Origin of the sequence: Anseongella ginsenosidimutans (genome assembly GCF_008033235.1) — a bacterium.
Classification (GTDB): domain Bacteria; phylum Bacteroidota; class Bacteroidia; order Sphingobacteriales; family Sphingobacteriaceae; genus Anseongella; species Anseongella ginsenosidimutans.
Map to the genome: position 1 here is coordinate 2271576 of NZ_CP042432.1, position 25266 is coordinate 2296841.

General features: G+C 47.3%; 22 protein-coding genes. 6 read left to right on the top strand and 16 right to left on the bottom strand.

Features of this window, described 5'->3' with window-relative positions:
- Positions 1-9 precede the first annotated feature (9 nt).
- The 6 genes from FRZ59_RS09440 to FRZ59_RS09465 form a co-directional block, all read right to left on the bottom strand.
- Positions 10-1551, bottom strand: coding sequence for a SusD/RagB family nutrient-binding outer membrane lipoprotein (locus tag FRZ59_RS09440; protein WP_132130276.1), 1542 nt, complete (start codon positions 1549-1551; stop codon positions 10-12).
- A gap of 22 nt (positions 1552-1573) precedes the next feature.
- Positions 1574-4951, bottom strand: a complete 3378-nt coding sequence (locus FRZ59_RS09445) for a SusC/RagA family TonB-linked outer membrane protein (protein ID WP_132130275.1) — start codon at positions 4949-4951, stop codon at positions 1574-1576.
- Positions 4952-5065: 114 nt separating this feature from the next.
- Positions 5066-6046 carry a FecR family protein gene (locus tag FRZ59_RS09450; RefSeq protein ID WP_132130274.1) on the bottom strand — a complete coding sequence of 327 codons (981 nt, stop codon included), beginning with the start codon at positions 6044-6046 and terminating at the stop codon, positions 5066-5068.
- A gap of 114 nt (positions 6047-6160) precedes the next feature.
- Positions 6161-6697, bottom strand: coding sequence for an RNA polymerase sigma factor (locus tag FRZ59_RS09455; RefSeq protein WP_132130273.1), 537 nt, complete (start codon positions 6695-6697; stop codon positions 6161-6163).
- Positions 6698-7070: 373 nt separating this feature from the next.
- Complete coding sequence (locus FRZ59_RS09460; protein WP_132130272.1) at positions 7071-7520, bottom strand: Hsp20/alpha crystallin family protein; 450 nt, start codon at positions 7518-7520, stop codon at positions 7071-7073.
- A gap of 195 nt (positions 7521-7715) precedes the next feature.
- The gene (locus FRZ59_RS09465; RefSeq protein WP_158640588.1) at positions 7716-8399 is read right to left on the bottom strand and encodes a transporter; all 684 of its coding nucleotides are present in this window, start codon (positions 8397-8399) and stop codon (positions 7716-7718) included.
- Between the two features lie 187 nt (positions 8400-8586).
- On the opposite strand from FRZ59_RS09465, the gene FRZ59_RS19065 reads away from it, so the two are divergent.
- From FRZ59_RS19065 to FRZ59_RS09485, 4 genes are all read left to right on the top strand, one after another.
- Positions 8587-8841, top strand: coding sequence for an outer membrane beta-barrel protein (locus FRZ59_RS19065; protein WP_225975287.1), 255 nt, complete (start codon positions 8587-8589; stop codon positions 8839-8841).
- A gap of 13 nt (positions 8842-8854) precedes the next feature.
- Complete coding sequence (locus FRZ59_RS09475; protein WP_132130270.1) at positions 8855-9385, top strand: GNAT family N-acetyltransferase; 531 nt, start codon at positions 8855-8857, stop codon at positions 9383-9385.
- Between the two features lie 456 nt (positions 9386-9841).
- A complete protein-coding gene (locus FRZ59_RS09480) occupies positions 9842-10270 on the top strand; it encodes a DoxX family protein (protein ID WP_132130269.1) in 429 nt (142 codons plus the stop codon).
- A gap of 2 nt (positions 10271-10272) precedes the next feature.
- On the top strand, positions 10273-10683 hold the full coding sequence (locus FRZ59_RS09485) for a DoxX family protein (protein WP_132130268.1): 411 nt from the start codon (positions 10273-10275) through the stop codon (positions 10681-10683).
- A 5-nt stretch (positions 10684-10688) separates the two neighbouring features.
- On the opposite strand, the gene FRZ59_RS09490 is transcribed toward FRZ59_RS09485, so the two are convergent.
- The 8 genes from FRZ59_RS09490 to FRZ59_RS19450 form a co-directional block, all read right to left on the bottom strand.
- The gene (locus FRZ59_RS09490) at positions 10689-12131 is read right to left on the bottom strand and encodes a sulfatase (protein ID WP_132130267.1); all 1443 of its coding nucleotides are present in this window, start codon (positions 12129-12131) and stop codon (positions 10689-10691) included.
- Positions 12131-13819, bottom strand: coding sequence for an FAD-dependent oxidoreductase (locus FRZ59_RS09495; protein WP_132130266.1), 1689 nt, complete (start codon positions 13817-13819; stop codon positions 12131-12133). Before FRZ59_RS09495 ends, FRZ59_RS09490 begins: the two co-directional genes overlap by 1 nt.
- Positions 13816-15405 (bottom strand): FAD-dependent oxidoreductase, encoded by a 1590-nt coding sequence (locus FRZ59_RS09500; protein WP_147698295.1) that lies wholly within the window; start codon positions 15403-15405, stop codon positions 13816-13818. Before FRZ59_RS09500 ends, FRZ59_RS09495 begins: the two co-directional genes overlap by 4 nt.
- 55 nt (positions 15406-15460) lie before the next feature.
- Complete coding sequence (locus tag FRZ59_RS09505) at positions 15461-16642, bottom strand: DUF4998 domain-containing protein (RefSeq protein WP_158640589.1); 1182 nt, start codon at positions 16640-16642, stop codon at positions 15461-15463.
- 7 nt (positions 16643-16649) lie between these two features.
- Entirely contained in the window at positions 16650-17810 is a 1161-nt protein-coding gene (locus FRZ59_RS09510; protein WP_158640590.1) for a DUF5000 domain-containing lipoprotein, read from the bottom strand.
- 68 nt (positions 17811-17878) lie between these two features.
- Positions 17879-19798: a RagB/SusD family nutrient uptake outer membrane protein gene (locus FRZ59_RS09515; protein WP_225975014.1), complete on the bottom strand. Its 1920-nt coding sequence runs from the start codon at positions 19796-19798 to the stop codon at positions 17879-17881.
- A 19-nt stretch (positions 19799-19817) separates the two neighbouring features.
- Positions 19818-21374 carry a SusC/RagA family TonB-linked outer membrane protein gene (locus FRZ59_RS19445; RefSeq protein WP_158640591.1) on the bottom strand — a complete coding sequence of 519 codons (1557 nt, stop codon included), beginning with the start codon at positions 21372-21374 and terminating at the stop codon, positions 19818-19820.
- A complete protein-coding gene (locus FRZ59_RS19450; RefSeq protein ID WP_262713107.1) occupies positions 21371-22642 on the bottom strand; it encodes a SusC/RagA family TonB-linked outer membrane protein in 1272 nt (423 codons plus the stop codon). Before FRZ59_RS19450 ends, FRZ59_RS19445 begins: the two co-directional genes overlap by 4 nt.
- Before the next feature lie 104 nt (positions 22643-22746).
- Here FRZ59_RS19450 and FRZ59_RS09530 point away from each other — a divergent pair, with 104 nt between their 5' ends.
- Both FRZ59_RS09530 and FRZ59_RS09535 read left to right on the top strand, forming a co-directional pair.
- Positions 22747-23022 carry a transposase gene (locus tag FRZ59_RS09530; protein WP_132130832.1) on the top strand — a complete coding sequence of 92 codons (276 nt, stop codon included), beginning with the start codon at positions 22747-22749 and terminating at the stop codon, positions 23020-23022.
- A complete protein-coding gene (locus FRZ59_RS09535) occupies positions 23019-23885 on the top strand; it encodes an IS3 family transposase (protein WP_147698298.1) in 867 nt (288 codons plus the stop codon). The genes FRZ59_RS09530 and FRZ59_RS09535 overlap by 4 nt, the downstream gene beginning before the upstream one ends.
- Before the next feature lie 347 nt (positions 23886-24232).
- On the opposite strand, the gene FRZ59_RS09540 is transcribed toward FRZ59_RS09535, so the two are convergent.
- A complete protein-coding gene (locus FRZ59_RS09540) occupies positions 24233-24592 on the bottom strand; it encodes a DUF1801 domain-containing protein (protein WP_132129486.1) in 360 nt (119 codons plus the stop codon).
- A 79-nt stretch (positions 24593-24671) separates the two neighbouring features.
- Complete coding sequence (locus FRZ59_RS09545) at positions 24672-25265, bottom strand: Crp/Fnr family transcriptional regulator (protein ID WP_132129487.1); 594 nt, start codon at positions 25263-25265, stop codon at positions 24672-24674.
- Position 25266: the final 1 nt, after the last annotated feature.

The following is a 25266-nucleotide window of genomic DNA, read 5'->3' on the forward strand; positions in this document are numbered from 1 at the left end:
CGTTTATGATTAATCTTTCAATATCCACATCAGGGCATTCACGTTGTCGTTCCCGTTGAATTGGCGCCCAATGGCCTCTGCCACGTTGGCGCTGTTATGGTCAAGCTCGTTTTGCGGGTACATCCACCGGACGGGGATTCGGTCGGTAGGCGTGTTCAGGTTGGAAGCCGGGTTTATCGGGAAAGCCGGGTAGCCCGTTCTGCGGTACTCGAAATAGGAAACGTAGGGTGACTGCAAATAGTTAGCCAGATACTTCTGGGTAATGATCTGCTTGATCTGTTCTTCTTCTGTTGCAGCAAATGCCACACGTGGGAACGTCAGGTACTCCTGGATATAACCGTCGGTAATTGGCCTGTTATGATGGAATTGCGGGTCATCGGGCGTATTAACTTCAACGAAATGCATTGCCCCTTTTATTCCTTCCAGGTAATAGGACTCGCCGGAACCGGGTATCCAGCCCCTGACGGCAGCTTCAGCCAAAATAAATTGCAACTGCGCATAACTCAACATGCTAACCGGCTCTCCTTCAGGAAGCTGCTCGTAGCGGTCATTGACTGGCGAGAAATCCTTTGAAGAAGCAATGTGGCTCAGGCTGGAGTACACGATCGAAGGGTCCACTCCCACATAGGCATCCCAGTCCGAAACTGCTTTCCCGTCAGCGACCCTCACAGGCGAAGGGTTGGCGTAATAGAATAAGCGATAATCATCATACGCCTTCAATGTATCAATAAGATTGCTTGATACCATGTCGTAGATGGTGAACTGGTTATTCTCTTTATAATAGGGGTATTTTTGGTTTGCCTGATCAGAATAAACCAGGGCAAAATTGTCGCCGTTGCTTTCGAATAAGGGCCGTGAACTGGCAATGTCAGCGAACCGGTTCACGACATTCAGGTCCGGGTCAGCAGTCTTGCGGAACAGGTTGATGAGTACCTTTAACTGGAAGGTGTTTACCACTTTCCGCCAGTTCCCGACGGCTCCTCCATAGATGGGATCGCCTTCAAAATCACTTCCTGCTGCGAAGAGGCTGTCCGCTTTGTCCAGTTCATTCAGGATGCCAATGAAAACCTGCTTTTGGGTGTCGTATTCAGGTTTGACAATGTTGCTGTTTTCTCCCTGGATAGCCTGTGAATACGGAATGTCGCCTACCCGCATCGTGAGCTGGAAAAACCTCCAGGCTCTCACGAAATGTCCCAAAGCCGCGTAGGAGTTTCGCAGCTGCTCATCTGTGGCAAACTCCACCATTTTACCGATGTTGTTAAGGACGATAAGATCTCCGAAGCCGTACCGGCCGAAGTCGTTATATTGCTCGGCCTGCGGAAATTCGGTCCAGCAGATATACTTATCTACCGCGTTATGCATCATGAACGATTTCGTGTCACTGATATCATCCCGGGTGATATCCAGGATGAGGGTGGTTGCAAGCATGGAAGAAGAAACCTTTGCCGGTTCATTCGGATTGGTGTTGATCTCCCCGAATTTTTCACATCCCGCCGCCAGAACGGAAACGACCGCTCCCGCTAAAATATAATTGCTCAGTATCGTTTTCATTATCTGAATTCTTTTGAAATACTTAAAAGGTTAGGTTCAGGTTCATCCCGATATAGCGCACGGCAGGCGAGTTGAGGTCTTCGGTACCCCGGTCAGGATCGGAATACCTGAACTCTTTCAGCCATAGGAACATGTTTTGACCCGTGATGGCAACAGAAGCCGCGCTGGCGCCGATTTTTTCAGTGAGTGAAGAGGGGAAGCGATACTTCAGAGAAACTTCACGCAGTTTTATAAAGGTAGGGTCCATGGCTCCATCAGGTATGCCGCCGCGATATTCCCGGGCGAATGATTCGTAAGAAACAGGCACATCGTTTTTTTCGAATGCGCGTGTATCGCTGGTGATCCGGCCGTATTTATCATATTCTACTGCTCCGGAGATGACTTTTACCCCATCGCCAATATAGTTGGTCTTGCCGTGAACCACCTCGTCGTACCGCCACTGGTTATCGCTGTCGGGATGGGAGCCGGTATCCCACATTTTATCGTTAATGTAATTGTACATTATCCCGCCCACGCGTCCGTCGAAGCTCAGCGTGAGTTCGAGGTTTTTGTAGGCAAAGCTGTTGGAGAATCCGAATATCCAGTTTGGGTCTTCAAAGCCGAGGCGGCTTTGATAATCACTTTCCACAGGCAAGCCGTTCTGGTAGACCACATTGCCATTTGCGTCCCGCACCCAATCGTAATACAGGTAATTATCTTCCCTGGCGCCTTCCTTTACCCACATATTATCGGGCGAATAAATCGAATCCAGCTCCTTGTAATACAGGTGGGTAAATGACCAGTTGACCGTGGCGTTCCATTGAAAGTTTCCGCTTTTTACGGGCGTACCTCCCAGCGTAATTTCCATACCTTTTCGAACAAAGGATTGGTCGGTATTGATCAAGGTTGATTCAAACCCGGAGGCTTCGGAGATATCGGCATTCGTTTGAAGATTATACCGGTATTTGTTGAAGTAGGCTACATCCATGTGCAGCCTGCCCCTGAGAAAATAGGCTTCGGTACCTACTTCCCAGGTCCTGGATGTTTCGGGTGAAATGATGCCGCTTCCTATATTATCGGGATAGCTGGCGGCATTCAAGCCGTTCCATACACCTAAGGAGGTGGAGAAGGAGCGGTTAAGATCATATACGCCCAGGTCATTCTTTGAAACTGCCCAGGAGCCTCTTAATTTCCAGAACTGAAGCCAGGATGGCAGCTGGGCAAGCTCGCTTACGACAATGCTGGTTGCTACTGAAGGATAAAAATAAGAACGTGTGGCTTCCGGGAGAGTAGAACTCCAGTCATTTCTTCCGGTCACATCCAGGAACAAAGCGCTTTTCCATGACAAGCTCAATTTTCCGAATAAACTGTTTACCTGTTTCCTGAATTCGGAGGACGATGTGTTGGGTCTTTCCACCGATGATTCCAATGAATAAAATCCAGGAATACTCAGGCCATTCCTTGTGCTGGCAAACAGGTTCTTATCCTTGTAGAAGTAAATCGTTCCCCCGGCCAGCAGGTTCACGCCGAAGCTGCTATATTCCTTGTTGATGGTAAATATCAGGTCATTATTGGTGCTGAAGCCGGTGGAGTTATCAATTGAATAAATCCCCTTGGCGTCCCAGCCACCCCGGGTGCCGTTAATATTTGGCGGATTCCGTTGCGTATCTTCATCTGAATAATAATCCAGGCCGCTTCTGACCATCAAATTGGCATCTTTAAACAACTTATACGAGGCCGACAGGCTCATGTTGAATGTGTTTTCATGGATACCGTGCAATTTTTCATAGGCCATCAGGTAAGGGTTGTCGTACCAGGCCTTGTACAGCCAGTTTTGCTGCACATCGGGAGTGATCCAGTAATCCCTGTATTTTTCCAGGTTATACTCCGGCCCGGTCCACATCAGGATATTATACATGTAGCCCTGGTCGCCGTACCCGGCACCGTTTATCTGAGGTGTCGCACGCCGGCTGTATCCCATCGTGCCGGTCATATTGAATTTATCGGCCACCTTCATTTCCCCGGCAAGCGAAAAATTGGTCATGTTCACCTTTGCATTGGGATACTGTCCTTTGTGATAAATATCGGAAGCAGAAGCCCGGAAACTTCCCCTTTCACCCGATTGGGAAACGCTGACGCTTGTATTGGTCACAAAACCGGTTTCCAGGAAATTACTGAAATTATCTTTTCCGCGCGAGGTCAGTTCCATGTTCCGCATTTCCTTTAATTCCGGGTCCCACTGCATGGCCATTGTACCGATATCCAGTTTAGCTCCCCAAACGTAATCGGTGGGATCATAGTTGCCTCCCAGGCCGGCGCTGTAGCTGTGCTGCACCTCGGGCAATGTAAGAAAGCCGGCGGCAAACATGGTGTTACTGTTTACAGTCACCGCAAGACCGTCTTTATCTGCCCCTTTTTTCGTGGTGATAATAATAGCACCATTGCCACCCCGGGCTCCGTACAAGGCCGAAGCCGTAGCGCCTTTCAGCACGCTGATGTTCTCAATATTGTCAGCGCTGATATCCCTAAGCGACATATTGCCGTAAGGCACCCCGTCAATTACCAGCAGGGGGGAGGCCCCTCTCAGGGATATAGAAGGCTGCGCATAGAATTCTGTACTATTGTTAACCCTGAGGCCGGCGATCTTGCCGGTAAGCGCCGTGCCGATATCAACGCTTTTTACACTCCGGATAGCTTCACCGGAAATTTTTTGTACCGCGTAGCCCAGCGATTTTTCTTCGCGCTCAATACCTAGTGCAGTTACCACGATCTCCTCCAGTAAAGCGCGTTCCACATTGAGCGTGACATTGATATCGGAGCGGCCATTTACGGGTTCTTCAACAGCAGTATAACCCAGGAAGGAAAATACCAGGATGCCGTTGCCGGGTACGTTCTCCAGGCTGTACCGGCCGTCCGGACCGGTGGAGGTGCCGTGCTGGGTACCTTTTACCAAGATGCTTACGCCCGGTAAAGGGCCCTGCTCATCCGTAACGAGCCCGGTCACTATAAGAGAATCCTGCCGGTGAAAACCGGCCGGGCTATCCTGTACGGCGCTGGCAGGCGACGTTGCATTCCTATAAATTACCAGGCTGTTATTCATCTCTGTTGCAGTCAGCGGAGTTTTCTGAAGCAGTTCTTTTAGAATGTTCCCAATCGTCTCATCGGCGTACTCCAGCCGGTCGACGCGATATTCTTTCAGTTTGCCTGCTTCATAAGAGAAATGCACGCCGCTTCTTTTTTCGAGTTTCTTTACGGCGCTATAAAGAGACTCATTGGCAAAAGAGACGCTGAGTTTTACATTCTTCAGGCTTTGGCTTTTGCCCGATGCTGCCGACAGCGTTGCGGAAGCAGTTAAAATAATCAACAATACGGATGATAGTTTCATAGCCAGGTAAAGCGGTTTGGTTAACTTTTTTAGCATATTTGTAATGGTTTTTGGTTCGTTCTGAAAACTAAAATGCTGCGCTAAGCCTTCAGGTATAGCGATGCTGCATTTTTACTCCGTTCAATGCCCGTGGCAGCGGGCATTGAACTTTTATCGGCAAGGTTGTATAAGTTGATCGGTTTCGAGTATTACCTCCTTCCCTTCCTTTATCCGGTAGCTTAGCCCGTAAATAGCCTTGACCATATCCAGTACCTGATTGAGATTGTCGCTGGTATGGAAACTAATGGTTGTCCGGCAATTTGCGAAGAATGCCGGGTCGTAGTTTACGCTGATTCCATAGGCATTTTCAAGGGTCAGTATTAATTCCCGGAACGGAACTTCATACAGGTTAACAGCGCCCTGGCGCCATTTGATTACATTGCCTGATTCTACCGTACGTGTGTAATGTTCCCGGGAGCGCTTATTAATGATCAGCTCATCGTTCCGGCTGAATGTTCCCAGGTTCAGGGACGAATCACTTATCTGCACCCTGCCGCTTGCCACGGTGATTTTGGCTTCTTCCAGGTTATTAAATGATTTCACGTTGAATGAAGTGCCCAGAACAGTCACGTTAATCCCTGATGCGAACACCCTGAACGGCCGCTGCTCGTTCCGCCTGACATCAAAAAAAGCTTCCCCGTTTACCAGCTGCACATCCCGCGTCGCACCGAAAGTCCTGGGATATTTAACGGTGCTGCCGGCATTCAGCCAAAGGACCGAGCTGTCGGGCAGCAGCAGTTGCATTACTTTTCCCTGAGAAGCACTTGCCGTGATATAGTCAGCTTTTCCTTTACCCGAAAGGTAGTAAATAAAAAGGGCCGCGGCGCAGCAGAGGGCAATAGAAGCAGCGATACGCAGAAAAGGCAGTTTCCCCTGCATACGCCGGGAAGTTCGGCCATCGATTCGCTCGTTGATCCCGGCAAGCATCTCCTTTTCAATGGCCTGCATTTTTTCTTCGTCGCCCAGAAGCGTCTCGTCTGCTTCTTCGTTTCCGGCGGTCACCCATTCGTCCAGAATCCTCTTTTCTTCCTCAGAGAAAGGCTCAGGCAGGTTGCTGTTCAGCAGATCTATGATTTTACGCTTTCCTTCCACAATGATTCATTGCTAGCTTTATATAACTAATACAATTCCGGCGCCGGGAGGTACCAGAACTTTTTTAAAAAATTATATGGAAGCCTTATCCGGAAAGCGACGGGTGAAAAATCATTATATCTTAGAGCGAAGGATCCTGAGCGCGTTGGACAGCTGATTCTTTACCGTTTGAGGGGCAATGTTTAATGCGGTTGCAATTTCCTTTATCGCCATATTCTTATTCCGGCTCAAAACCAGTATGTGCCGCATTTTGGGAGGAAGCTGGTTGATTTCCCGCTCCAGCAGCACAGAAAGCTGGCTGGCTTCATAGTGATCTTCCGGGGAGTGATCTTTTTCCTCGCGATTGCCGAAGGCGTTCTGAAGCCTTTTTTTTCGTGAAAGCTCTTTCTTTAGGTAATTAATAATGTTGTTCTTTAAGATTGTAAAAAGGAAACCTGATACCGGGTAGGAAGTATCCAGCTGCTCCCTTTTGTCCCATACCTTCACAAACGTATCCTGAACGATATCTTTTGCGTCGTCGACCGAGCCCAGCGCCTGGTAAGCAACGGAGAAAAGCTTCTTCCATTGCATTTCGTACAGCTTATTAAAAGCAGTCCGGTCTCCCTGCTTTAAGAGTTCCGTCAATCTGGCCAACTCGGGGTCATCCAACACTTCTGAATGGTTCTTTTACCGAAATTAAACAAATTGCCCCATAAAAGGAAAAGTAAATTCAGTGATTGTCAACGGCAGGCGGTGGAACTTAAAGCCGCTGGTGACTTTAGGCCGTGGTTCATTGCCAGACACTTGCAGGCTATTTATAATTCCCGTACTTTTAAGGATACTGCGAAACCTTCATCGTTGATTGCTTTGCCTTTCCCTGACCGCTATACCAGAATCCTTACGTAAAGAAATCAATTATGATGTTGGCGAGAATACTCTTCCTGTTCGTTAGCTTCCTTACCGGTACTCAGCATGTTTTCGGGCAGGATCCTTATTGCCGCAGCTCTTTAAATCGAAAAGGCTTGCATGACGCAAGCCTTCGACCTTATTGAATTTCTATCCGCCTTGGTGCAAGACGCTTGGCTTCTTCCTTTTTAGGAATGGTAAGGTGGAGCAATCCATCTTTATAGGTTGCCCTGATCTGGTCCTCATCCACCACATCCTTCGGTAAGCTGAAGCTGCGCTGGAAAGATTGGTAGCTGAATTCCCTGCGGGTGTATCCGCTTTCCCGTTTTTCGTCTTCTTGCCGCCGCTGGGAGGAAATGGTAAGCAGGTTGCCGTCAAGCGAAACCTCAAAGTCCTCTTTCTTCATGCCCGGAGCGGCCAGCTCGACTACGAAATTGTCCATGTTTTCTTTGATATTCACGGATGGTACCGTGGTGCTGGTCGACGAAAAATTGTTGTTACCCCAGTTAAAAAGTTCGCGATCAAAGAAATCGTCGAACACAGAGGGAATCGTCGGGGAAAAACGTCCCTGTTTTCTGATGAGTGACATAATTGCCTCCTTTTTTATGGTTAAACAAATGGTTATTCGCCGGTTGAATAACATCGAGCCGTTATTGCAAAATGCTCAAAATATATACCAAGGGGCTGTTTTTCTGAAAAAAAATCAGCATACTGCCATTTTTTCTGCCAAGCGGTAGATTAATTAATCAGTAAATGATAAATACGCAATGCTGTTGAGTAAGCGCTAGTCGAATCGATATGAAATTCCCGTGGTGACAAAGCGATCCTTGCTGCCGGCCAGTATGGTCGAACCCGCCGTAAGATCCAGCTGTAGATTATTTTTCAGCAGCCATGCTACGCCCATGTCGATATTATGATCAGGTCTCGCAGAACTTGCAAACTGTGAAAAATATTCAGCGAAAAAAGACAGTGCTTCTGTGGCAAAAAAACCCGCCGAGGTGGTAAGTATCCAATTGTTCGTTGTGGCCACTCCGTCCAGCGACCAGCCGACATTGTAAACTACGGAAAATTTTTCCAAAAACTCATTCTGGAATGCCAACGATAAGGTTGCGGGTTGGTTCCGGGGCCGGAAATTCCGGCTCGCTGAAAACGGAAGGCCGATATTTCCCACGGCAGTGATGTCCGGAAACAGTCCCTTTTGCAAAGCAATCCGGTGTTTCACGCTGATCCCGACCGGCATTATGCCGGTTTTTGATTTCATTCTCCCATAATCCACCGACAAACGGATTTCCGTTTTGGAAAACAGGCCGTAACGCAGCATGGTATTGTGTAACAGGTATTGGCTTTCTTCTTTTCCGTAGGTAAACCCTGTTTCGAGCTGAAAGGATCCTTTCGGCGAGGTGTAAGTGCCGTCACTTTGGTCAGGCCTGTCTGTATTAATGGGTTCAGAGGTCTGGGAAACTGCCACGTAATGAGAGCATGAGGCTCGCTTTTTTCCACGGTCTATTACCAGAATATCAAAAATCCGATACAACGGGTAAATAGCGTCTATGCCGACACCATCTTAAATCGTGTGTACACCAACGCAGATAAGGCCAGCCGCCTTGGCCTGGAACTGGGAATAGACTACCGTTCAGGGCGTAGATTCACGGTTTCTGTCGCCGAACTTATCCGTTAAAAAGACGTTTTTTGAAGGCCGCTTCACCGCTTTACTCCAGTGGCAAAACATAGACCTGGGTTTATTTGAAGCCAACCAGCAGCGGATCACCACTTCAGGACCCGATTTTTACACGACTACAAACTATATTTATGAGACCGATGTTTTCATGCTGAACTTAAGTTTCAACTTAAATACATCGGCGAGAAAAATCAAACTGCCGGTGAGTGAGTTCGGAGAAAGGGAATTCTAAAAACGTATTCACATTGAATAAAATAAACATCCGAAGCGTAACGAAGAATGATGTGATGGAATTGCAGAAAATTGCACGCGAGACTTTTTTCGATACATTTTCGGCAGAAAACACTAAAGAGAATATGGAAAAATACCTCGCAGAAAGACTTTCTGTTGACGCGCTGGTTACTGAACTGAATAATGCAGATTCTGAATTTTACTTTGCAGAAGCCGATAACAAAGTTGCGGGGTATCTGAAAATAAATGTTGGTGATGCACAAACAGAACTACAGGACGATAATGCTGTTGAAATTGAGCGGATATACGTCCTAAAGGCGTTTCAAGGTAAAAGGGTGGGGCAATCGCTTTGTCAAAAAGCAATTGATATCGCCAGGCAGAGAGATGCCGGATATGTTTGGTTAGGCGTTTGGGAAGAAAATCATAAAGCAGTCGCCTTTTACAAAAAGAATGGGTTTGTTGAGTTTGGCAAACACAGCTTTAAATTGGGTGACGATGAACAGATGGATGTAATGATGAAACTGGAACTGAACCCACCTGCCTGATAGAAGGAGATATTTTTGAAGGTTTAAGAGGAGGGCCGGCTGGAATAGTCCAGAATATTTTAAGGTCAATGACCAGGTTCACGATATGGTCTGGCGAATTAAGAATTAGAAGGCCGAAAACATAGCGACGGAGCCCCTCTTTCGCAATTACCTCAACAAAAGAACAACCTGAAAATACGCGGGCTTAATAATTTTAGCCCGAATGGTTCATTGTCAGATACTTCCAAGCTAATTGTAATTCCCGTACTTAAGGATGCTGAGACACCGGAGATTGAGCCTGCAGTGAACGCACATGAGGACCTTTGGAAAAAAGACCGTCATGGCGTGCCAGTACTCAATATGTTTTCGGACAGCTACAGCCAAAAGGCGTCGTTTAGCTAAAAAATCACCTGGAAAGATGTCCAATTTCTGGAAGTTCAGTCATTATAAGGGTAAAAAATATAAAATCCTTTAACGATGACAAAAGTAAGCAAGAAGTCAGGAACAGTTTCGGTAAGATTCCGAATGGTTATATTCAGGGTTACCACAGGGATTACCATTTTAGGAATGTTTATTGGCGGGCTTAGCCAGTTTCTGCGGGCTGATTACCAGGTCCGGGTTTTTGAACAACTCGGTTACCCCCTATACGCGATGTCCATAATAGGGCTCGGGAAAATTCTCGGAGCAATTAGCCTGAGTATACCCGGTATACCTCTTTTGTTTAAAACCAGCGCGTATGCAGGGTTGGTCTTTGTTACAACAGGCGCGGTAATATCACATATCGTCACCGGCGCTCCAATGGATGCCCTCTCACCTTTGATTGTTGCCGGAATAGCTGTTACATCCTGTCTTTTAAATCCCTCACAAACACCATTAATGGACAAAAAACCTATATTTAAAAAGTAATTATGGATAAAAAAATAATCAAACTGTTTTTGCGGCTTGCTATTTCAATCGGCTTTTTATCAGCAAGCGCTGACCGGTTTGGATGGTGGAACGATGATGTTTCAGTTTGGGGGAACTGGAGCAGTTTTCTGGAATATACGCAACTCCTGAATCCATGGATCCCGGGATCAATGATCCCGGCAATAGGATTTATGGCGACCGCTGCCGAAATAATTTTTGGCATTTTTTTATTGGTCGGATTTAAAACCGAGCTGTTTGCAAAGTTGAGCGGATATTTATTGCTGATATTTGCGTTGTCAATGACTTTTTCAACCGGAATAAAAGGAGTGTTCGACTTTTCTGTGCTGAGCGCTTCTGCCGCAGCTTTTTCGTTAAGCCTGATGAAGGAAAAATACCTGGAAATACGGGGCTGATACGATCACCGGTAAGTTTTGCCCAGGTCATTTGTTCTGACAGCCTGCAATTTGTTCTTCAATTCCTTTTTGAACAGGTTTACCTGCTGCTGGTAACGCGGATTATTGGCCAGATTGTTAAATTGTTTTTCATCGTACTCCATGTCAAACAGCTCGATCCCTCCTGCGCCATCCTCCCCGTATTGGATGAATGCCCATTTTTGCGAGCGCAAAAGAAACGAAAATTTTTTGTTCCAGGATGAAACTGAAAACGCGTAGGAGCGGACTTCTTTTTCCGGATCATCCAGCAGTTCGGAAAGGTTTTTCCCTTGCAGGCGCGGTGACGCCTGCAAACCTGCCAGTCCGGCTACTGTTGGATACAGATCCAATAGCTCTACCAGGGAGTGACAAACAGCTGGCGCTTTGCCGGGCACTTTGATGATCAGCGGGACTCTCGCTGATTCTTCTTTGAGGCTTACTTTCATCCAGAAACGGTGTTCACCCAAATGAAAACCGTGATCAGAAGTAAAGATCACGATCGTATTGTCTTCCAGTCCTTCCTCACGCAGGGTCTGAAGTATCTTGCCTACCTGGGCATCCATAAAGGAAACGGAGGCGTAGTATCCGGCAATGGCTTTCTTTTCCTGGTCTTCAGACATTTGCGCGTTCTGACTGGTTACGTAATTGATCCCTTGCTGCGGAATATCGTCCCAATCGTTCTGCACTTGCGGAGGTAATACCATCTGTTGATATGGATAGGGCTTGAAATAGCCTTTTGGCGCCACGAAGGGAACGTGCGGCCTTACAAGCCCGACAGCAAGAAAGAAAGGTTCATTTTTATGCTTGCGGATCAGTTCGGACGCCTTTGCAGCCGTTTTTCCGTCCGCATGGACCAGGTCGTCCCCTTCGGCTTTGACGATTGTCATTACATTGCCCCCTTTTCTGTCCAGCTTTCCATAGGAGTTGTTCTGCACGAGTTCGCTTTCCCCTGCGGCTTTCCATTCGGAAGCCTGGCTGTTAAAGGTTTCTGTCCATGAATCCTTGTCGTCGGCGCCGTCGGTTCCTTTCTCGATGTCGCCCGGAATGCCCATATGAAAGATCTTGCTCACCCTGGCGGTATAGTAACCATTGTCCTTAAAGAGCTGCGGCAACGATTTTCGCGTTGGGCCTACCTGCGCTCTTCCGCTTACATAGCCAAATGTTTCAGTAGCATGGGGATAATACCCGAATAAAAGGGATGCCCTGGATGGCCCGCAAACCGGAAACTGGCTGTAACTCCTGGTGAACCTGACGCCTTCGGAAGCCAGCCGGTCGATATTAGGCGTATGGCAGGCCTGGTTTTCATAGCATGACAGCGCTGTGGTAGTTAAGTCGTCCGATATAATAAACAGCACATTCGGTTTTCGGGGGGACTGTGCAAACACACTAGCGGACAATAATAAAAGAGAGAGGACAAGTGTTCGTCTCATCACTTCCTGTTTAGCTGCGGAGTTTTGTCTAATTCATTGCGTATTTCTGAAGCATCCAGATCATGCAATATACCGTTTTTCTGCCGGGCGTGAAAAACAGCGATACCGGCAGCCTGTCCCAATCCCATAAACACCGGTTCCATTCTGATGGAGCCGAAAGCCGAATGCGAAGCCGACAAACAAACAGGAACCAGTAAATTGGTGACTTCGTTGCGTTTTGGCAATAAGGAACGATAAGAGATCTGATAGGGGTCAAAGCCCTTAATAAAATAATTACCTTCGTTTTCCACGCGGCCGTTTACCACTATCCGGTTGCAGGTATGACTGTCGAGCGCATAAGCGCCATAACCAACACCGTCTGTAACCGGCCGCTGCCCGACACATTCGTGTTCTGTAATTACGAATTCTCCAACCATGCGGCGGGCTTCGCGAATATACAGCTGATGCGGCCAGCCATTGGTATCCAGAAATTCGTCTCGGCAATATCCCCAGGTGTTCATTTCTTTACGGAGATGTTCAGGGACCCGGCTATCGGTGGCAATAAACCATAGTAAACCTTGTTGATAGTCAATATGGTCGTTCCATATCCTTTTGCGGCCCGAGTAGTCTGCATCCGGATAATCATGGCTTTTGCCTGTATAGTTGGAAGAAAACCCGGCTAAGCCGTAGTTGTTCCAGTCCGTCTTCCCGTTCGGCATTTTACTGATAATAAAGCCATTGCCTTTGCCTAGTTGTTCCCAGGGCTTTTTACTAAGCAACCTTACCAGAAGCTCATACCTGTCGGGATTATAATTGCCAGGCTCCGTAAACGGCAGCTGGTTTTCTTTTTCCTGCGTGAGGCACAACCGAAAACAATAGGACTGTACACTTTTATCACCTGTTCCGTCTGGCTTGTATTCAATGTCGTTAATTTCAGGTAGCAGGCCGCTGGATGGGCTTCCCGGTATCACATACGGATCTATTGCAACCGGCCACTCACTTGTTCTTTTGACCTTGCCATTGTACGTGCCGGCAATCCTGGAAAGGCATACTCCGTTGAATTTCTCATTGTACACCTGGTTGCTTTCCCGGCCTATTGTATAGCTAACACCTGCTTTCGCCATCAGATCGCCTTCATAGGAGGCATCGATAAAATGGGTGGCGGCTACCGAAAGTACATCGGAAGAATTTGCGGAGCTTTCAAGTTCAACACGGGTGATCTTTGATCGCTTCACGCTGACAGCTTTCATCCGACGGGAATACCAGACTTCAACTTCGGCTTCGTTTATATAAGCATTAAAAATCGACTCTGCGACGCGGGGTTCAAATCGAAATACGGGTTTATTACCGTAATATTTACCTATCCGTGTATAGAAGTCCCTGGCCAGCCCCGTAATAACTTCGTGTTTGCCGCCGGTATCGGTAGCGCCCAGGCCCCCGGATGATAAACCTCCCAAATGCCGGCCGGGTTCCACCAACAGCACCTTCAAGCCGTACATTTTTGCCGTATATGCAGCAATTGCCCCTCCCGAAGTGCCGCCGTATACTAGCAGATCGTAGTTAAGCGGACGGTCTGACTTGCCCGGTTCCTCAGGCACGGAATCGCTCCCGGTAAGCATTGCCGGGGCCGTGCCTGATATGCCGGCTATACCCGAGGTGGCAATGGCCACTTTTTTTATAAAGGCTCTTCTTGAGTCGTCTTTGATCATTGTTTACTTTGCTTAGCACCCAGCACTTGCTTGTTTTCCAGCAGGGCCGCTTTTAACTGGTTATAGTTAATATCCTGTACCGCCTTATCTTCATTAATGGCCTGTGACGCGGCAATGGCTGCGCTTTGGCCAAGTATCATGAATACAGGTTCCATGCGTATGGAACCAAAAGCTATGTGAGAAGCTGATAAGGAAACGGGCACCAGGAGATTGGTACATTCTTCCTGTTTCGGTGTAATTGCACCGTAGGATATCGGATAAGGAGGAAATTTGCCCACTTCTACATTTCCTTCATTTTTTACCATTCCGTTTACCACGATACGCTGGACATTATGACTGTCCATTGTGTATGCTGCCATGCCAATAGGATCGCTGACCAAGCGCTCTCCGGTACAATTATGTTCAGTCATGACATACTCACCAACCATTCTCCGGCCTTCCCGGATATAAAGCTGGGGGGTAAAATGCCCGTGGTCAACATATTCATCTTTCGGGTAGCCCCATTGGCTAACGAATTCCTGCAGGCGGGCAGGTACTCTCGGGTCTGTTTTTACAAAGTAGAGCAGGCCTTTGGTATAGGAAACATGATCTTCGAATATTTCTTTTCTTTCTTCAAAGCTGGCTTCAGGCCAGTTATAGTTTGCGCCGATCATGTCGGTTGAAAACCCGCCCCTGTTGTTGACGTCTGTTTTCCGGTTCGGCATCCTGCTCCAGATGAAATAATCATTGGGCCCGGTCATTTGCGGCTGGGCTTTGAACAGGCGGGCCAGTAGTTCATATTTAGTGGAATCATAATCCGGCGGCCTGGTAACAGGGATGCGATTCTCTGCGCTGTCTGTCAGGCAAATACGGAAATTATACGCCTGTACTTTCCGGTCGCCTTCGCCGGTCTTGCCAGGCGTTGCGTTGCTGATCCCGTAGAGCAGTCCGCTGGAAGGGTCGCCGGGAATCCGGTAGGGGCTTACTCCGTCGGGAAACTGGTGCCTGCCCGATTGTTTCAAATATTCCGGGAGCTGGTAACCGTTCAGTGTTTCATTATAAATACTGTTATCTTCCCTGCCAACTGTATAAGTGACACCGGCAAGCGCCATCAGGTCACCTTCATAGGTACAGTCCAAATATATTTTAGCCGATATGACTTGTTTCCTGTTATTTGTTCCATCCGTAGGGTGTAGTTGGACCGATGTGATTTCCCCCTTTTTTTTACGGACTTTCGCTACCCGTTTGTCGTAGATCACCGGTACGGCGGCCTCTTCCAGGTAATCGCTGAAAACCTTTGCCGCGGCGCCCGGTTCAAACTTCCACGCTTCCTCTTTCCCGTAAATTTTTCCTAACCTGCGATAAAAGTCACGTGAAAGCCCGCCGATGGCTTGCTTATTCCCTATGTCCGTCTGGCCCAAGCCGCCTGATGAAAGGCCGCCGATATGTCCGTCGGGAACAACCAAAACGACCGATTTGCCCATCTTCGCAGCGGTATAGGCGGCGATAACGCCGGCCGAAGTGCCTCCGTAAACGCAGATATCGTATTCCTCCTGGGCATAGGCGGGGGGAGGGTGCTTAAAATGGCAATCAGGACGATCGACAATATGTTCAGTACAAACTTTAAAGTGTTATTCATGTTATTGGGTGTCATTTTTCTTCTTAATTAGGAACTATATTAATATCGTCGATGTTCATTCTGCCTTCATCGCGCCCGGCTTCCGCGTTTGACAATTTATAGAAGCGGAAGCGCACCGGTCCGTCTACGTCCAGCAGGATCTCCCGGTAGGTTAACAAAGCGGTATTCTCAATCACCTCGCTGATATCCTCCCAGTCTGTGCCACCGTTTTTAGATAGCTGGACTTTGAAACTACTGGGGTCGTCACTCGCGCAGATCCCGTGATAAAACGATATTTTGGAGGCGCCGTCCGGTAAATCGTAAAGCATTTCCAAAATGGAGTTTTTGGGTCCGGAGCTGGTTTGACCACGATGGGAACGCAGGCTCCGTGAGTCGTTTTTACTGTCCCCCGGTGCGTCGCCTATTAAGAAATTATCAAAACGCCATAAGCCCGACCCGATATCCAGATCCTCCGCAGGGTAAGCGGTTTTTGTGTATTGGCTGTCTTCAAAGGTTTCAGGAAATCCCGCATAAATAGCCTCCGGAGATATTGCCTGGAAACTGGTATAAAAGGTATCGATCGCATCGGGATGGGGTAAAAATAGCGAACGATATTGTATGGATCCCCTCTGAGGCCTTGGACTGATCCTGGTTTCGGCATCGTCTTTCGCTACCCGGATGTGATGAGCTGCCCCTTCGGCATCCTTATAGTGAAGCTCCGTTAAAAGCGCATCCTTGCTGCTTTCATTTAACCAGGAAATGGTCACCTCGTTATTAATCATAGCCGCTTTCTCTACGATCCGGAAATGAAGCGAAGCCAGGTAAATATCCCCGTATACCTCACCGGTGGTGTCTATTGGCAGGGACCTGTTCCCTTCTTTATCAATGGTTATAAATTCAAAAGTATAGGATCCCTCTTCCAAATTTTCAATGATCGCCCTTACCGTATCCACTTTGGACTTTTTTACTACCGGGATCTCGATGGAATCCAGTTTGTCGTTCCAGAATACTTTGCATTTACTGATAGTAGGTGAAGATATTAGCATCCACACTTCAGCCCGGTTTTTACCGGGATGTATGCTGATTGAATCGGGCTTTTTGCTATACCGGAGTTCTCCGCCGCTCAAAAACTCCTCATAGGTGCTGTCCATTTTGCTGCAGGCAGCCAGGCAGATAGCGGCCATTATTATAAATGCAAAATGTGGCCGGAAATATTTATTTCTCATATTGTTATTATTGTGCATACTGTCCCCAGAATGTAAATTCCTTGAACCATACCTCTGCTTTTTCTGAATCGCGCGGCGACGCAAATGACGAAAGGATCTTAAAGCGTATATACCGAACGGCCGGTGCGTTAGGCGGAACAATGAATTCAAAACCGGCTGCGGCTTGTTCCCGGTCTTCCGCCGTCAATTCGTCACCAACATTCAATCCCGAAGGCCGGATCACCTCATACTCACCCAGCAAGGTCCATCCGTCGTAACTTCCGTCAGGACTTGGGTTATCACTTCCCCATATTTCAAACTCTTTTATATTACCCGACGAATATTCACGGCCGTCTGCGATGCCCCAGATGCGGAACCGGCTGAGTTTAGATTTTTCTCCCAGGTTGAATTGAAAACGCTTAGGGAGTGCATCGCTGGAATGGAATCCGTTGTTTGAAGTGGTGTTATTATCCCATAATGCCCTAAGGTTCCAGCGGCTGACCGCGTCACCGGGAAGCGGCAATAGTTCGAAAATTTCTTTGTCCAGCTCTTCTTCAAAGAGGGGAACAGCTTCTTTGATCAGGGTATCGGAAGTGTTTTCCCAGCGGTCACTGATATAAACGCCGAATATGGTTGGCTCCGCCGGGAGCCCTCTTACCGCATATGATCCGTTCACTAATGCGGTATAATATTTATCGTATTCAATCCACTCGTCAAAAGCATCTTTGATCAGGATGGTTGCGGACAGATCGGCCTTGGCTTCATTCCGGAAATTTAAATTAATACCCCCAAAGTCACTTTCATACTCCAGGGCATTAAAGGCATCCCGTACAGGTGAACTCGTGGGTTGCACTTGTATATGTTCGGGCTCAGACCGGTTACCGCTTCGATCCACGGTATAGAGCGTAACCGGGTATTTTTTGACCTCACCGAAGCCCAGCACAACCAGGGAATTATTGTAAAGGGAAGCTTTGACTTGTTGTTTTATGCCCGGGCGGATTTCATATTCTGCCAGCACATAAAGAAGGTCATTCTCATCAGGCAAGGTATAACGGATGATCGCACCGCCTGAAATGTTTTCTATTTCAATACCGGTGACCGAACCTGGAACGGTGTCGTCATTTTCCAGCGCATCTCTTACCTCGAGCCGTTCGCATGAAGTAAGTAAAAGCAAAAGAATACAGGACAAACCACGACAGATTGAATATAATGTGTTTGATGGAGGTTTCATAACATACTAAAATTGAATGACAGACATTACCAACCGGGATTTTGAACCAAATTGCTGTTTTTGATCAGGGAATTTTCCTGGATAGGCCACAAGTAATTTTTCTTTTTAAAAGTTTGGTTGAATAATACTACTGGCTGGTAATACAACAGTGTCTCGGATTGACCCACATCCCATCCTCTGACGGGTTGGTTAATCACACTTTCAGCTTTTTTCCAGCGTAATAAATCCCAGTACCGGGTTCCTTCCAGCGCCATCTCGATCAAACGTTCTTGCTGGATGATTTCACGGAAACCCTCTATGGAATGGATTTTTCCGGGAGTTGTTGACATGGACCATGATTCTTCCACACCCGGGATACCTGCGCGTTCCCGCACCCTGTTAATCCATTCAAAGGCTTCCGTTGTCCGGCCGGCCTCATTGAGCGCTTCCGCATAATACAGGTACAGGTCGGCTAAACGGATAACGGGAAAAGGATAGGTTTGAACGGTATAGGAACCGGATGTCTGCAATACATTTAGAAAATGCACCAGTTTCTTGGTAAAGTACCCGGTAACAGAGTGTTCGTCTGACCGGGAACGCCCTGAGATCTGGCCCAGTTTTCCTTCCACGTGCCAGGCTTCCTCCTGATCAAAATTACCCTGTCCGTACCATATGCCGCCATCGAAACCCAGATCGGCGTAAAAGCGCGGTTCGCGGTCAAAATGAAGTTTGGCGGTGACATAGTTTTGTTTAATGTAATATTTGTCGTCTGCAGTAGCCGTATCCAATTCATACCGGCGTTCATAATCCCAGGTTGGATCTGCATCGATGGGCAAGCCGTTTTCCGTATAAAACATTTCGGCGATCTTCATCGAGGGTGCGTATTCCTTTTTGGGCCGCTGCGTTAAGCTGGACAGATTGGACGAGGGGTCGATTATTGCCTGCGAATACCGCTGCAGGGATCCTACCATGCTGTTGTTGGAGCCCCATACAATTTCAGAATTCCATTTTTCGGTAACGGCATTACGAATATCCATCTGGGTTTGCATTTCCGGCCCCAGATCATAAGTGTTTACCGCCGGGTTGAAACGGTACAGCTTTGCGCCATTTTCGTGAAGCAGATCAATCGCTTCTTTGCATGCCGCAGCTGCCCGTTCCCATTTGGATGGGTCGAAAGTAGTATTTACCAGGTGTATGCCGCGGTTATCTACAAAATTTGCATAATCAGCATTTCCATTAAAAAGCGGGCTGGCGGCTGTGATAAGAACCTTGGCTTTTACGGCTTTGGCAATGGTAGAAGTGATCCTGCCCATTTCCGATACCTGATCCAGAATTAACGGGGGAAGGTCCATTGCCGCTGTGTCTAATAGCCTGACAATGTAATTAACGACGGAGTCTGCCGGTTCCCGGTATACCTGCACTTGCTCGGGCGTACTCGAAATCGGGAAATTGGCATCTACGATCGGAATCGGGCCGTACATGCGGAATAAGAACCAGTGGTAGTAAGCTTTTAAGAATTTAACTTCTGCAATCCATCGTTTTTTCTCCGGCTCATCCATGTCCGGAACCAAATGAATGTTCTCCAAAAACGTGTTGCAATCCCGGATAGCCTGGAACATGGATTTTCCACCGTTTCCGCCGTCCCAATAATCCAGATAGGGGTTCAGCATGGTCTGGTTGCCACGGGCAACCTCCCATACCTCCGGCGGACGGGAAACATCGGGCGCGGTCTGGTAAGGGTAGAAAAGCCAGATCTCATCTCCGGTTAAAAGCCCGGGGTTGCTGCCCCAATTGCCATATTCCGGCAAATAAGAATAACAGGTAAACAAGTATTTTTCCGCCTGGCTGCGCATGCGAAACGCATAATCAACGGTAGCTACGTTATCCGGAACAACATCCAGGTAATTACACGCATTGAGTCCGAGAAAAGATAATGCGATAAAAAAGCTTTTGTATATTTTCATCATCGTTTGCTGTTAGATCTGACTAGAAGGAAACCTGGGCGCCGATATTCACCACACGTTGTACGGGATAGCCTAAACCGTCTCCCGCCATTTCCACATCCCAGAGTTTAAATTTGCTCCAGGCTAGTAAATTCGTGCCGCTTACATACAACCTCAATTTATTGATGCGTAAGCGATCCATTGTCCTTTGAGGAAGGGTATAGCCTATTTCCGCATTTTTTAAGCGCATAAATGAACCATTGCGCATAAACCAGGTATTGGTGGGCGTGTTATTCGGATGGGAAGAAGGGCTTAACCTGGGCCACAGCGCATAGGGATCCGGGTTGGCTTCCGACCAATAGCTGTCCGCGTATGCCTGCAGTACCTGGTTCTTCAGCTGCTGGCCATCGGAGCTTGTGGTGATAAACGGTGCGGTCCGTCCGATATCCAGCCAGAACGATTCGCGTCCCAGGCCTTGGAAAAAGATGGAGAAATCGAGGTTTTTATAGCCAAATGACGCTCCGAACCCGTATACGATCTCAGGCGAGGTCGGAAACCCGATGGGCACCTGGTCCAGTGTGGTAATTTGCCCGTCCCTGTTGATGTCCCGGTATTTTATATCGCCGCCGCGGGTTTTTTCCCCGAAGTTTTGTGCGGGTGAATTGTAGACCTCTTCGTCGTCGATAAATAAACGCTCGGCAATGTAGCCCCATTGTTGAGTCAGGTTGTAGCCGATGCGGGATTTCCAGGGCTCGTTTGCATATAAGGGTTCTTCATAAGCCAGGTAATTACTCACCGCATAGGTAAAATTGGCCCGGCCCTGAATCCAGGCATGGTTGCCCAGCTGCTGGTTGTAATCTACTGAAAAATCAAGCCCTTTTCCTTCGGCCCTTCCCACATTCGCTTTGGGCACTACCGAAGTGGTCAGCCCCATAGTGGAAGGGATAAATGACCGGGACATTAAAATGTCGTTGCGGGTTTCTTTCCAGACATCGGCTACAATATTGATTTTATTATACAGGCTCATGTCAAAACCTATATTGGTTTTATACGATTTCTCCCAGGTGATCTCGGGGTTGCCATACCGGTTGACTGTCACGCCGTCCCGTCTGTAGGTATTATCCAGGCCAAAGACAGCCCCTTTTCCGGGGTCATCCATATTAACTTCTGAAAGATAGAAGAAACGATCAGCCTTGCTGCCGATGGCATCGTTGCCGATCAAACCAAAGGTTCCCCTGAGTTTTAAATTGGTGACCGTGTTTTGTAAAGATTCCCAGAACTTTTCATTGGAAACATGCCAGGCCAGCCCTGCGGAGGGAAAGAACCCAAAGCGATTGCTTTTATAAAACCGTTCTGACCCATTGTACCCAAAATCAAATTCGGCAAAATAACGGTCGTCATAAGAGTACGTAAACCGGCCGGATAAACCAATGTTCCGGCCTGGAAGAGTGGTCTGAAGCGAGTACGGAACACCGCCCGATTGCGGTTGGTTGATCACCTCATTCTGCATTAAAAATACCAGGAGCCCGCTTATGCCATGCTTTTCGTTGAAGGTACGGTTGTAATTCAAGGTGGCCTGTATATAGGTAGTTGACTTCACGTCAGGGAAGGCATGATCGAAATCAAGATACTCGGTTCCGGTATCTTCATTAAGGGGGTTAGCGTGTATTCATTAGTCAGTTTATCGTAGGTACCCACTTCATACCAAAACGGATTGTAGGATCGGTTGACACTTGAAAACGCGTAGCGTGAAACATTAAATAAGGCATGCAGTTTAAGCCCTTTGGTAAGAAAGGAGAAATCCTGTTCAATGTCAAACTGTGCCAGCATTAAACTCTGGTTATACTGACGATAACCGCTTACCATCTTTGCATAAGGGTTGGAAAGAATGTCCTGCGTATTTCCAAAAAGAAGATGTTGTACATGCTGATGGGCTTCATCCTTCGGGAAATAGGCCGGGAAACTGACCGGGTCGCTCCTTACGGCTAACCGGTAAAAATGTTCCCCTCCGGCAACGGGCCCGGTGTAGTCGTCAAAGGTTCCATACAATTTTACGCCTACTTCGGTAGATTTTGTTAAATCTATATTGATGTTGGACCGTAACTGGTAGGTCTTCAGGTTTATATTGCTGTTAAAATTACTTTGTTTATCTACTTTCAGTACGCCGTTGTCCTGATTAAAGGTGCCGGCTAAATAATAACGGGCCCTTTTTCCGCCACCCGAGGCATTCAGGTTAAAGCGCTGGTTCATGGCGTAATCCTTAAACAGCATATCGTACCAATCATTCGTCGGATATATCAAAGGATCGGTACCCGCTATGGTGTTGTCAATTTTGCTTCTTGAATACGGAACGGGAGCCAGCGGATTGCGTGTCTGCACTGCCTCGTTGTTCATTTTCATATAGGTAATGGGGTCGGCTAGTTCGATGTTTCTTGTTGGAGAAGACACAGAGTTTTCCATCCGTATGGATATCTTGGTTTTTCCCTCCACGCCTTCTTTGGTCGTAATTAGAATGACACCGTTTGCGCCTCTGGCGCCATAAAGAGCCGTGGCCGTAGCATCTTTTAATATGGAAAAACTGGCGATATCATCCACCTGCATCCTGGCCAGGTCCCGGCTGGAAAGCTCGATGCCGTCAATCAGGATCAGCGGATCTTTTTTGTATCCGAAACTGGTTACTCCACGGATAAAGAAATCCGCATCGTCTGCTCCGGGCTCTCCGCTGCGCTGATAGGCTACCACGCCCGCCAGGCGCCCGGCCAATGCGGTAGTGAGGTTGCTTGAGGGTACTTTCAACTCGGATGGCGTAATCGTGGTTACCGCTCCCACTACCTCTTTTTTCTTCTGCGTTCCAAAGGCTACGACCACGACGTCGTCCAGCTGATCAAAGGACAGGGGTAAGGTGACATTATAATTCCCCCCGAAAATCGGACAGTAAGTTAAGTTAGAATTTTGATTAAATTTACTGTATCATGAGTAGGAGAAAGTTTACTTCGGAGTTTAAAGTCAAGGTGGTCATGGAGGCCTTGAGCGAGCGTTACACGATTCAGGAGCTTGGTCGCAAGTACGAGATCCATCCCACGCAGATCACTACCTGGAAGACTCAGTTTTTGAAAAATGCCAGCGCCGTTTTTGACAAACCAGTAAAGGATGCCAAAAGCGAGGCCCAGGAGAAGGAAGAGCATTATTTGAAGGTGATCGGCCAGCAAAAGGTCGAGATTGATTTTTTAAAAAAAGCCTTGTCATGAGCCAGGATAAACAGCAACGTCAGCGACATATTGACAAGGCCGGAATGTTGAGTATTGTCCGTCAGTGCGAGCTTCTTGAGGTTCCTCGCAGCAGTTTTTATTATAAGCCCTTGGGAGAAAGCGAGCTGAATCTGGAGCTTATGCGCCTGATTGATGAAGAATACCTGTTACATCCCTGGCTTGGGGTTCCTCGCATGACCACCTGGCTAAGGAAGGACAAAGGCTATAAGATCAATCCTAAACGCATTGAGCGACTTTACCGGCTGATGGGACTCTCGGCCACAGGCCCTAAGCCCAATACCTCCAAAAAAGGAAAAGGGGCCTTACATAGGGTATACAAATACCTGTTGAAGGGGCTCAAAATTGTGCGCCCTAATCAGGCGTGGGCCATGGACATCACCTATATTCCGGTGCAGGGCGGCTACCTGTATCTATGTGCCATTATTGATCTGTACAGTCGCTATGTGGTAGGCTGGTCGCTGAGCAACGCCATGAGCGCGGATTGGTGTAAACAGACCCTACAAGGAGCCATCGCCCGGCATGGTTGTCCGGAGATTCTCAATACTGATCAGGGAAGCCAGTTCACCGCTTATGAGTTCTGTGATTGGGTTACCCATCCTGAACGGGGAATCAAACTCAGTATGGACGGTAAAGGCCGGGCAATTGACAATATTTTCATAGAACGCCTGTGGAGAAGTGTCAAGTACGAACACGTATACCTGTTCCCGGCCAGCGACGGACTGGAATGCTACCGAGGCCTACAGGTCTATTTTGAGTATTATAATACCCAGAGACGACATCAGAGCCTGGATGACCAAGTCCCGTTGACCGTCTACGGGCAAGCACTAAAACAAGTGGCATAGTCCGGTAGGGTTATCAACAGCAAGAAGGTGGAAATTAAAAAGAGAAAGAAGCAAAGAGAAAAAGGGCGTGGATTTGTGGAAAACTCAACTGAGTTTACCACAAGCCCACACCACAACTACAACAAAGAAGCTTATTTATTTTTACAAAATACTGTCTAAACATCGGGGGGAATTATACCATGATGCAGAGCGGCATGGAATCAGGGGTCAATGAAGGTTATGAGAAGCTGGACGAAATGCTGAAAAAAAGTCTGTAAGTATAAACCTCAGAGGGCGTCCGCTAACGCCAAAGTCTGCAGGAGCTCAGCTTAGCCAGCTTAGCGTACGCCCTCTGATTCTCGATCCTGTCAGGCGTCCATGATTTTTATCCACGCCTTTACGATATTCTGAATGTTCGCTTTGTTATCCTTTATTTCCTTCATAGAGTGGAGTTTCAGGTAGGCTTTTCCTTTTGAGGCCGGCTCAAGCAAACCGCTATCGTCTTTTATCAGTTCTCCTTTATGGAAAATAAAAACGACATAATCCGTCATTCTCGGATTGATCGTTGCCATTGGTTCTTTGTAGTCAAAGCTTGGCCCGCCCCATTTTATGTCCTCTTTTAAATCTTTGCTTGCACCACGGATTATTTTTATTGCCTCTTCCATTTCCGCTTTCAGCGGGTGTTTGAGTTTGCTTACAAACTCATCTACTTTGTTTGTCTGGCTCATGTTTATTTGATTTTATGAAAGCAAAAGTATGCTGGCAAAATGATCCGTGCATTGATGTATGGTAATAAATGCAAAAAGTTTATTTGAAACTTTTTTTTGCTAACGCCCTTCTGACCCGGCTTAAACTTTCTGGTGTAATACCTAAATAAGAAGCTATCATCCATTGCGGAACACGAAGCGATAGGTTGGGGTATACCTTTAAGAATTCCAGATATCTTTTTTCCGCGGTGGCGCTAAGCAATAAATTTATACGCTTTTGCAAATTTCTTACGTGATTGTGCAGGGCTCTGTGGTTATTTTCCCGGTATGTTTTACTTATTTCAGAAGCGGCATTGATAAATTTTTCGTCCATCACGATAACTTCCGAATCTTCAATAGCATCCACAAAATATTCGCCTGCCTGGTTAAAGTACGAACTGCTTCTGTCACTGACGATCCAACTTTCAGGTGCAAAATGAATAATATGCTCTTTGCCCTGTTCATCGATAGTGAACTGTCGGATAAGCCCTTTCTCCACGAAAAAGATGTCTTTACATACTTGTCCTTCGCCGATAAGCGACTGTCCTTTTTTGAATCGTTTGGATGCTGGAATATACGGTAGTTGCCTTAACTCGTCATCCGTCAAACCAGCCTTGTCGTTCAGGTATATTTTGAAATTATTAAAAAGGAGCATA

Excerpts from the sequence above, each read along its gene's own strand:
- FRZ59_RS09440 (WP_132130276.1), bottom strand. The coding sequence starts at position 1,551 with ATGAAAACGATACTGAGCAATTATATTTTAGCGGGAGCGGTCGTTTCC.
- FRZ59_RS09445 (WP_132130275.1), bottom strand. The coding sequence starts at position 4,951 with ATGCTAAAAAAGTTAACCAAACCGCTTTACCTGGCTATGAAACTATCA.
- FRZ59_RS09460 (WP_132130272.1), bottom strand. The coding sequence starts at position 7,520 with ATGTCACTCATCAGAAAACAGGGACGTTTTTCCCCGACGATTCCCTCT.
- FRZ59_RS09480 (WP_132130269.1), top strand. The coding sequence starts at position 9,842 with ATGACAAAAGTAAGCAAGAAGTCAGGAACAGTTTCGGTAAGATTCCGA.
- FRZ59_RS09485 (WP_132130268.1), top strand. The coding sequence starts at position 10,273 with ATGGATAAAAAAATAATCAAACTGTTTTTGCGGCTTGCTATTTCAATC.
- FRZ59_RS09490 (WP_132130267.1), bottom strand. The coding sequence starts at position 12,131 with ATGAGACGAACACTTGTCCTCTCTCTTTTATTATTGTCCGCTAGTGTG.
- FRZ59_RS09495 (WP_132130266.1), bottom strand. The coding sequence starts at position 13,819 with ATGATCAAAGACGACTCAAGAAGAGCCTTTATAAAAAAAGTGGCCATT.
- FRZ59_RS09505 (WP_158640589.1), bottom strand. The coding sequence starts at position 16,642 with ATGAGAAATAAATATTTCCGGCCACATTTTGCATTTATAATAATGGCC.
- FRZ59_RS09515 (WP_225975014.1), bottom strand. The coding sequence starts at position 19,798 with ATGATGAAAATATACAAAAGCTTTTTTATCGCATTATCTTTTCTCGGA.
- FRZ59_RS09530 (WP_132130832.1), top strand. The coding sequence starts at position 22,747 with ATGAGTAGGAGAAAGTTTACTTCGGAGTTTAAAGTCAAGGTGGTCATG.
- FRZ59_RS09535 (WP_147698298.1), top strand. The coding sequence starts at position 23,019 with ATGAGCCAGGATAAACAGCAACGTCAGCGACATATTGACAAGGCCGGA.
- FRZ59_RS09540 (WP_132129486.1), bottom strand. The coding sequence starts at position 24,592 with ATGAGCCAGACAAACAAAGTAGATGAGTTTGTAAGCAAACTCAAACAC.
- FRZ59_RS09545 (WP_132129487.1), bottom strand. The coding sequence starts at position 25,265 with ATGCTCCTTTTTAATAATTTCAAAATATACCTGAACGACAAGGCTGGT.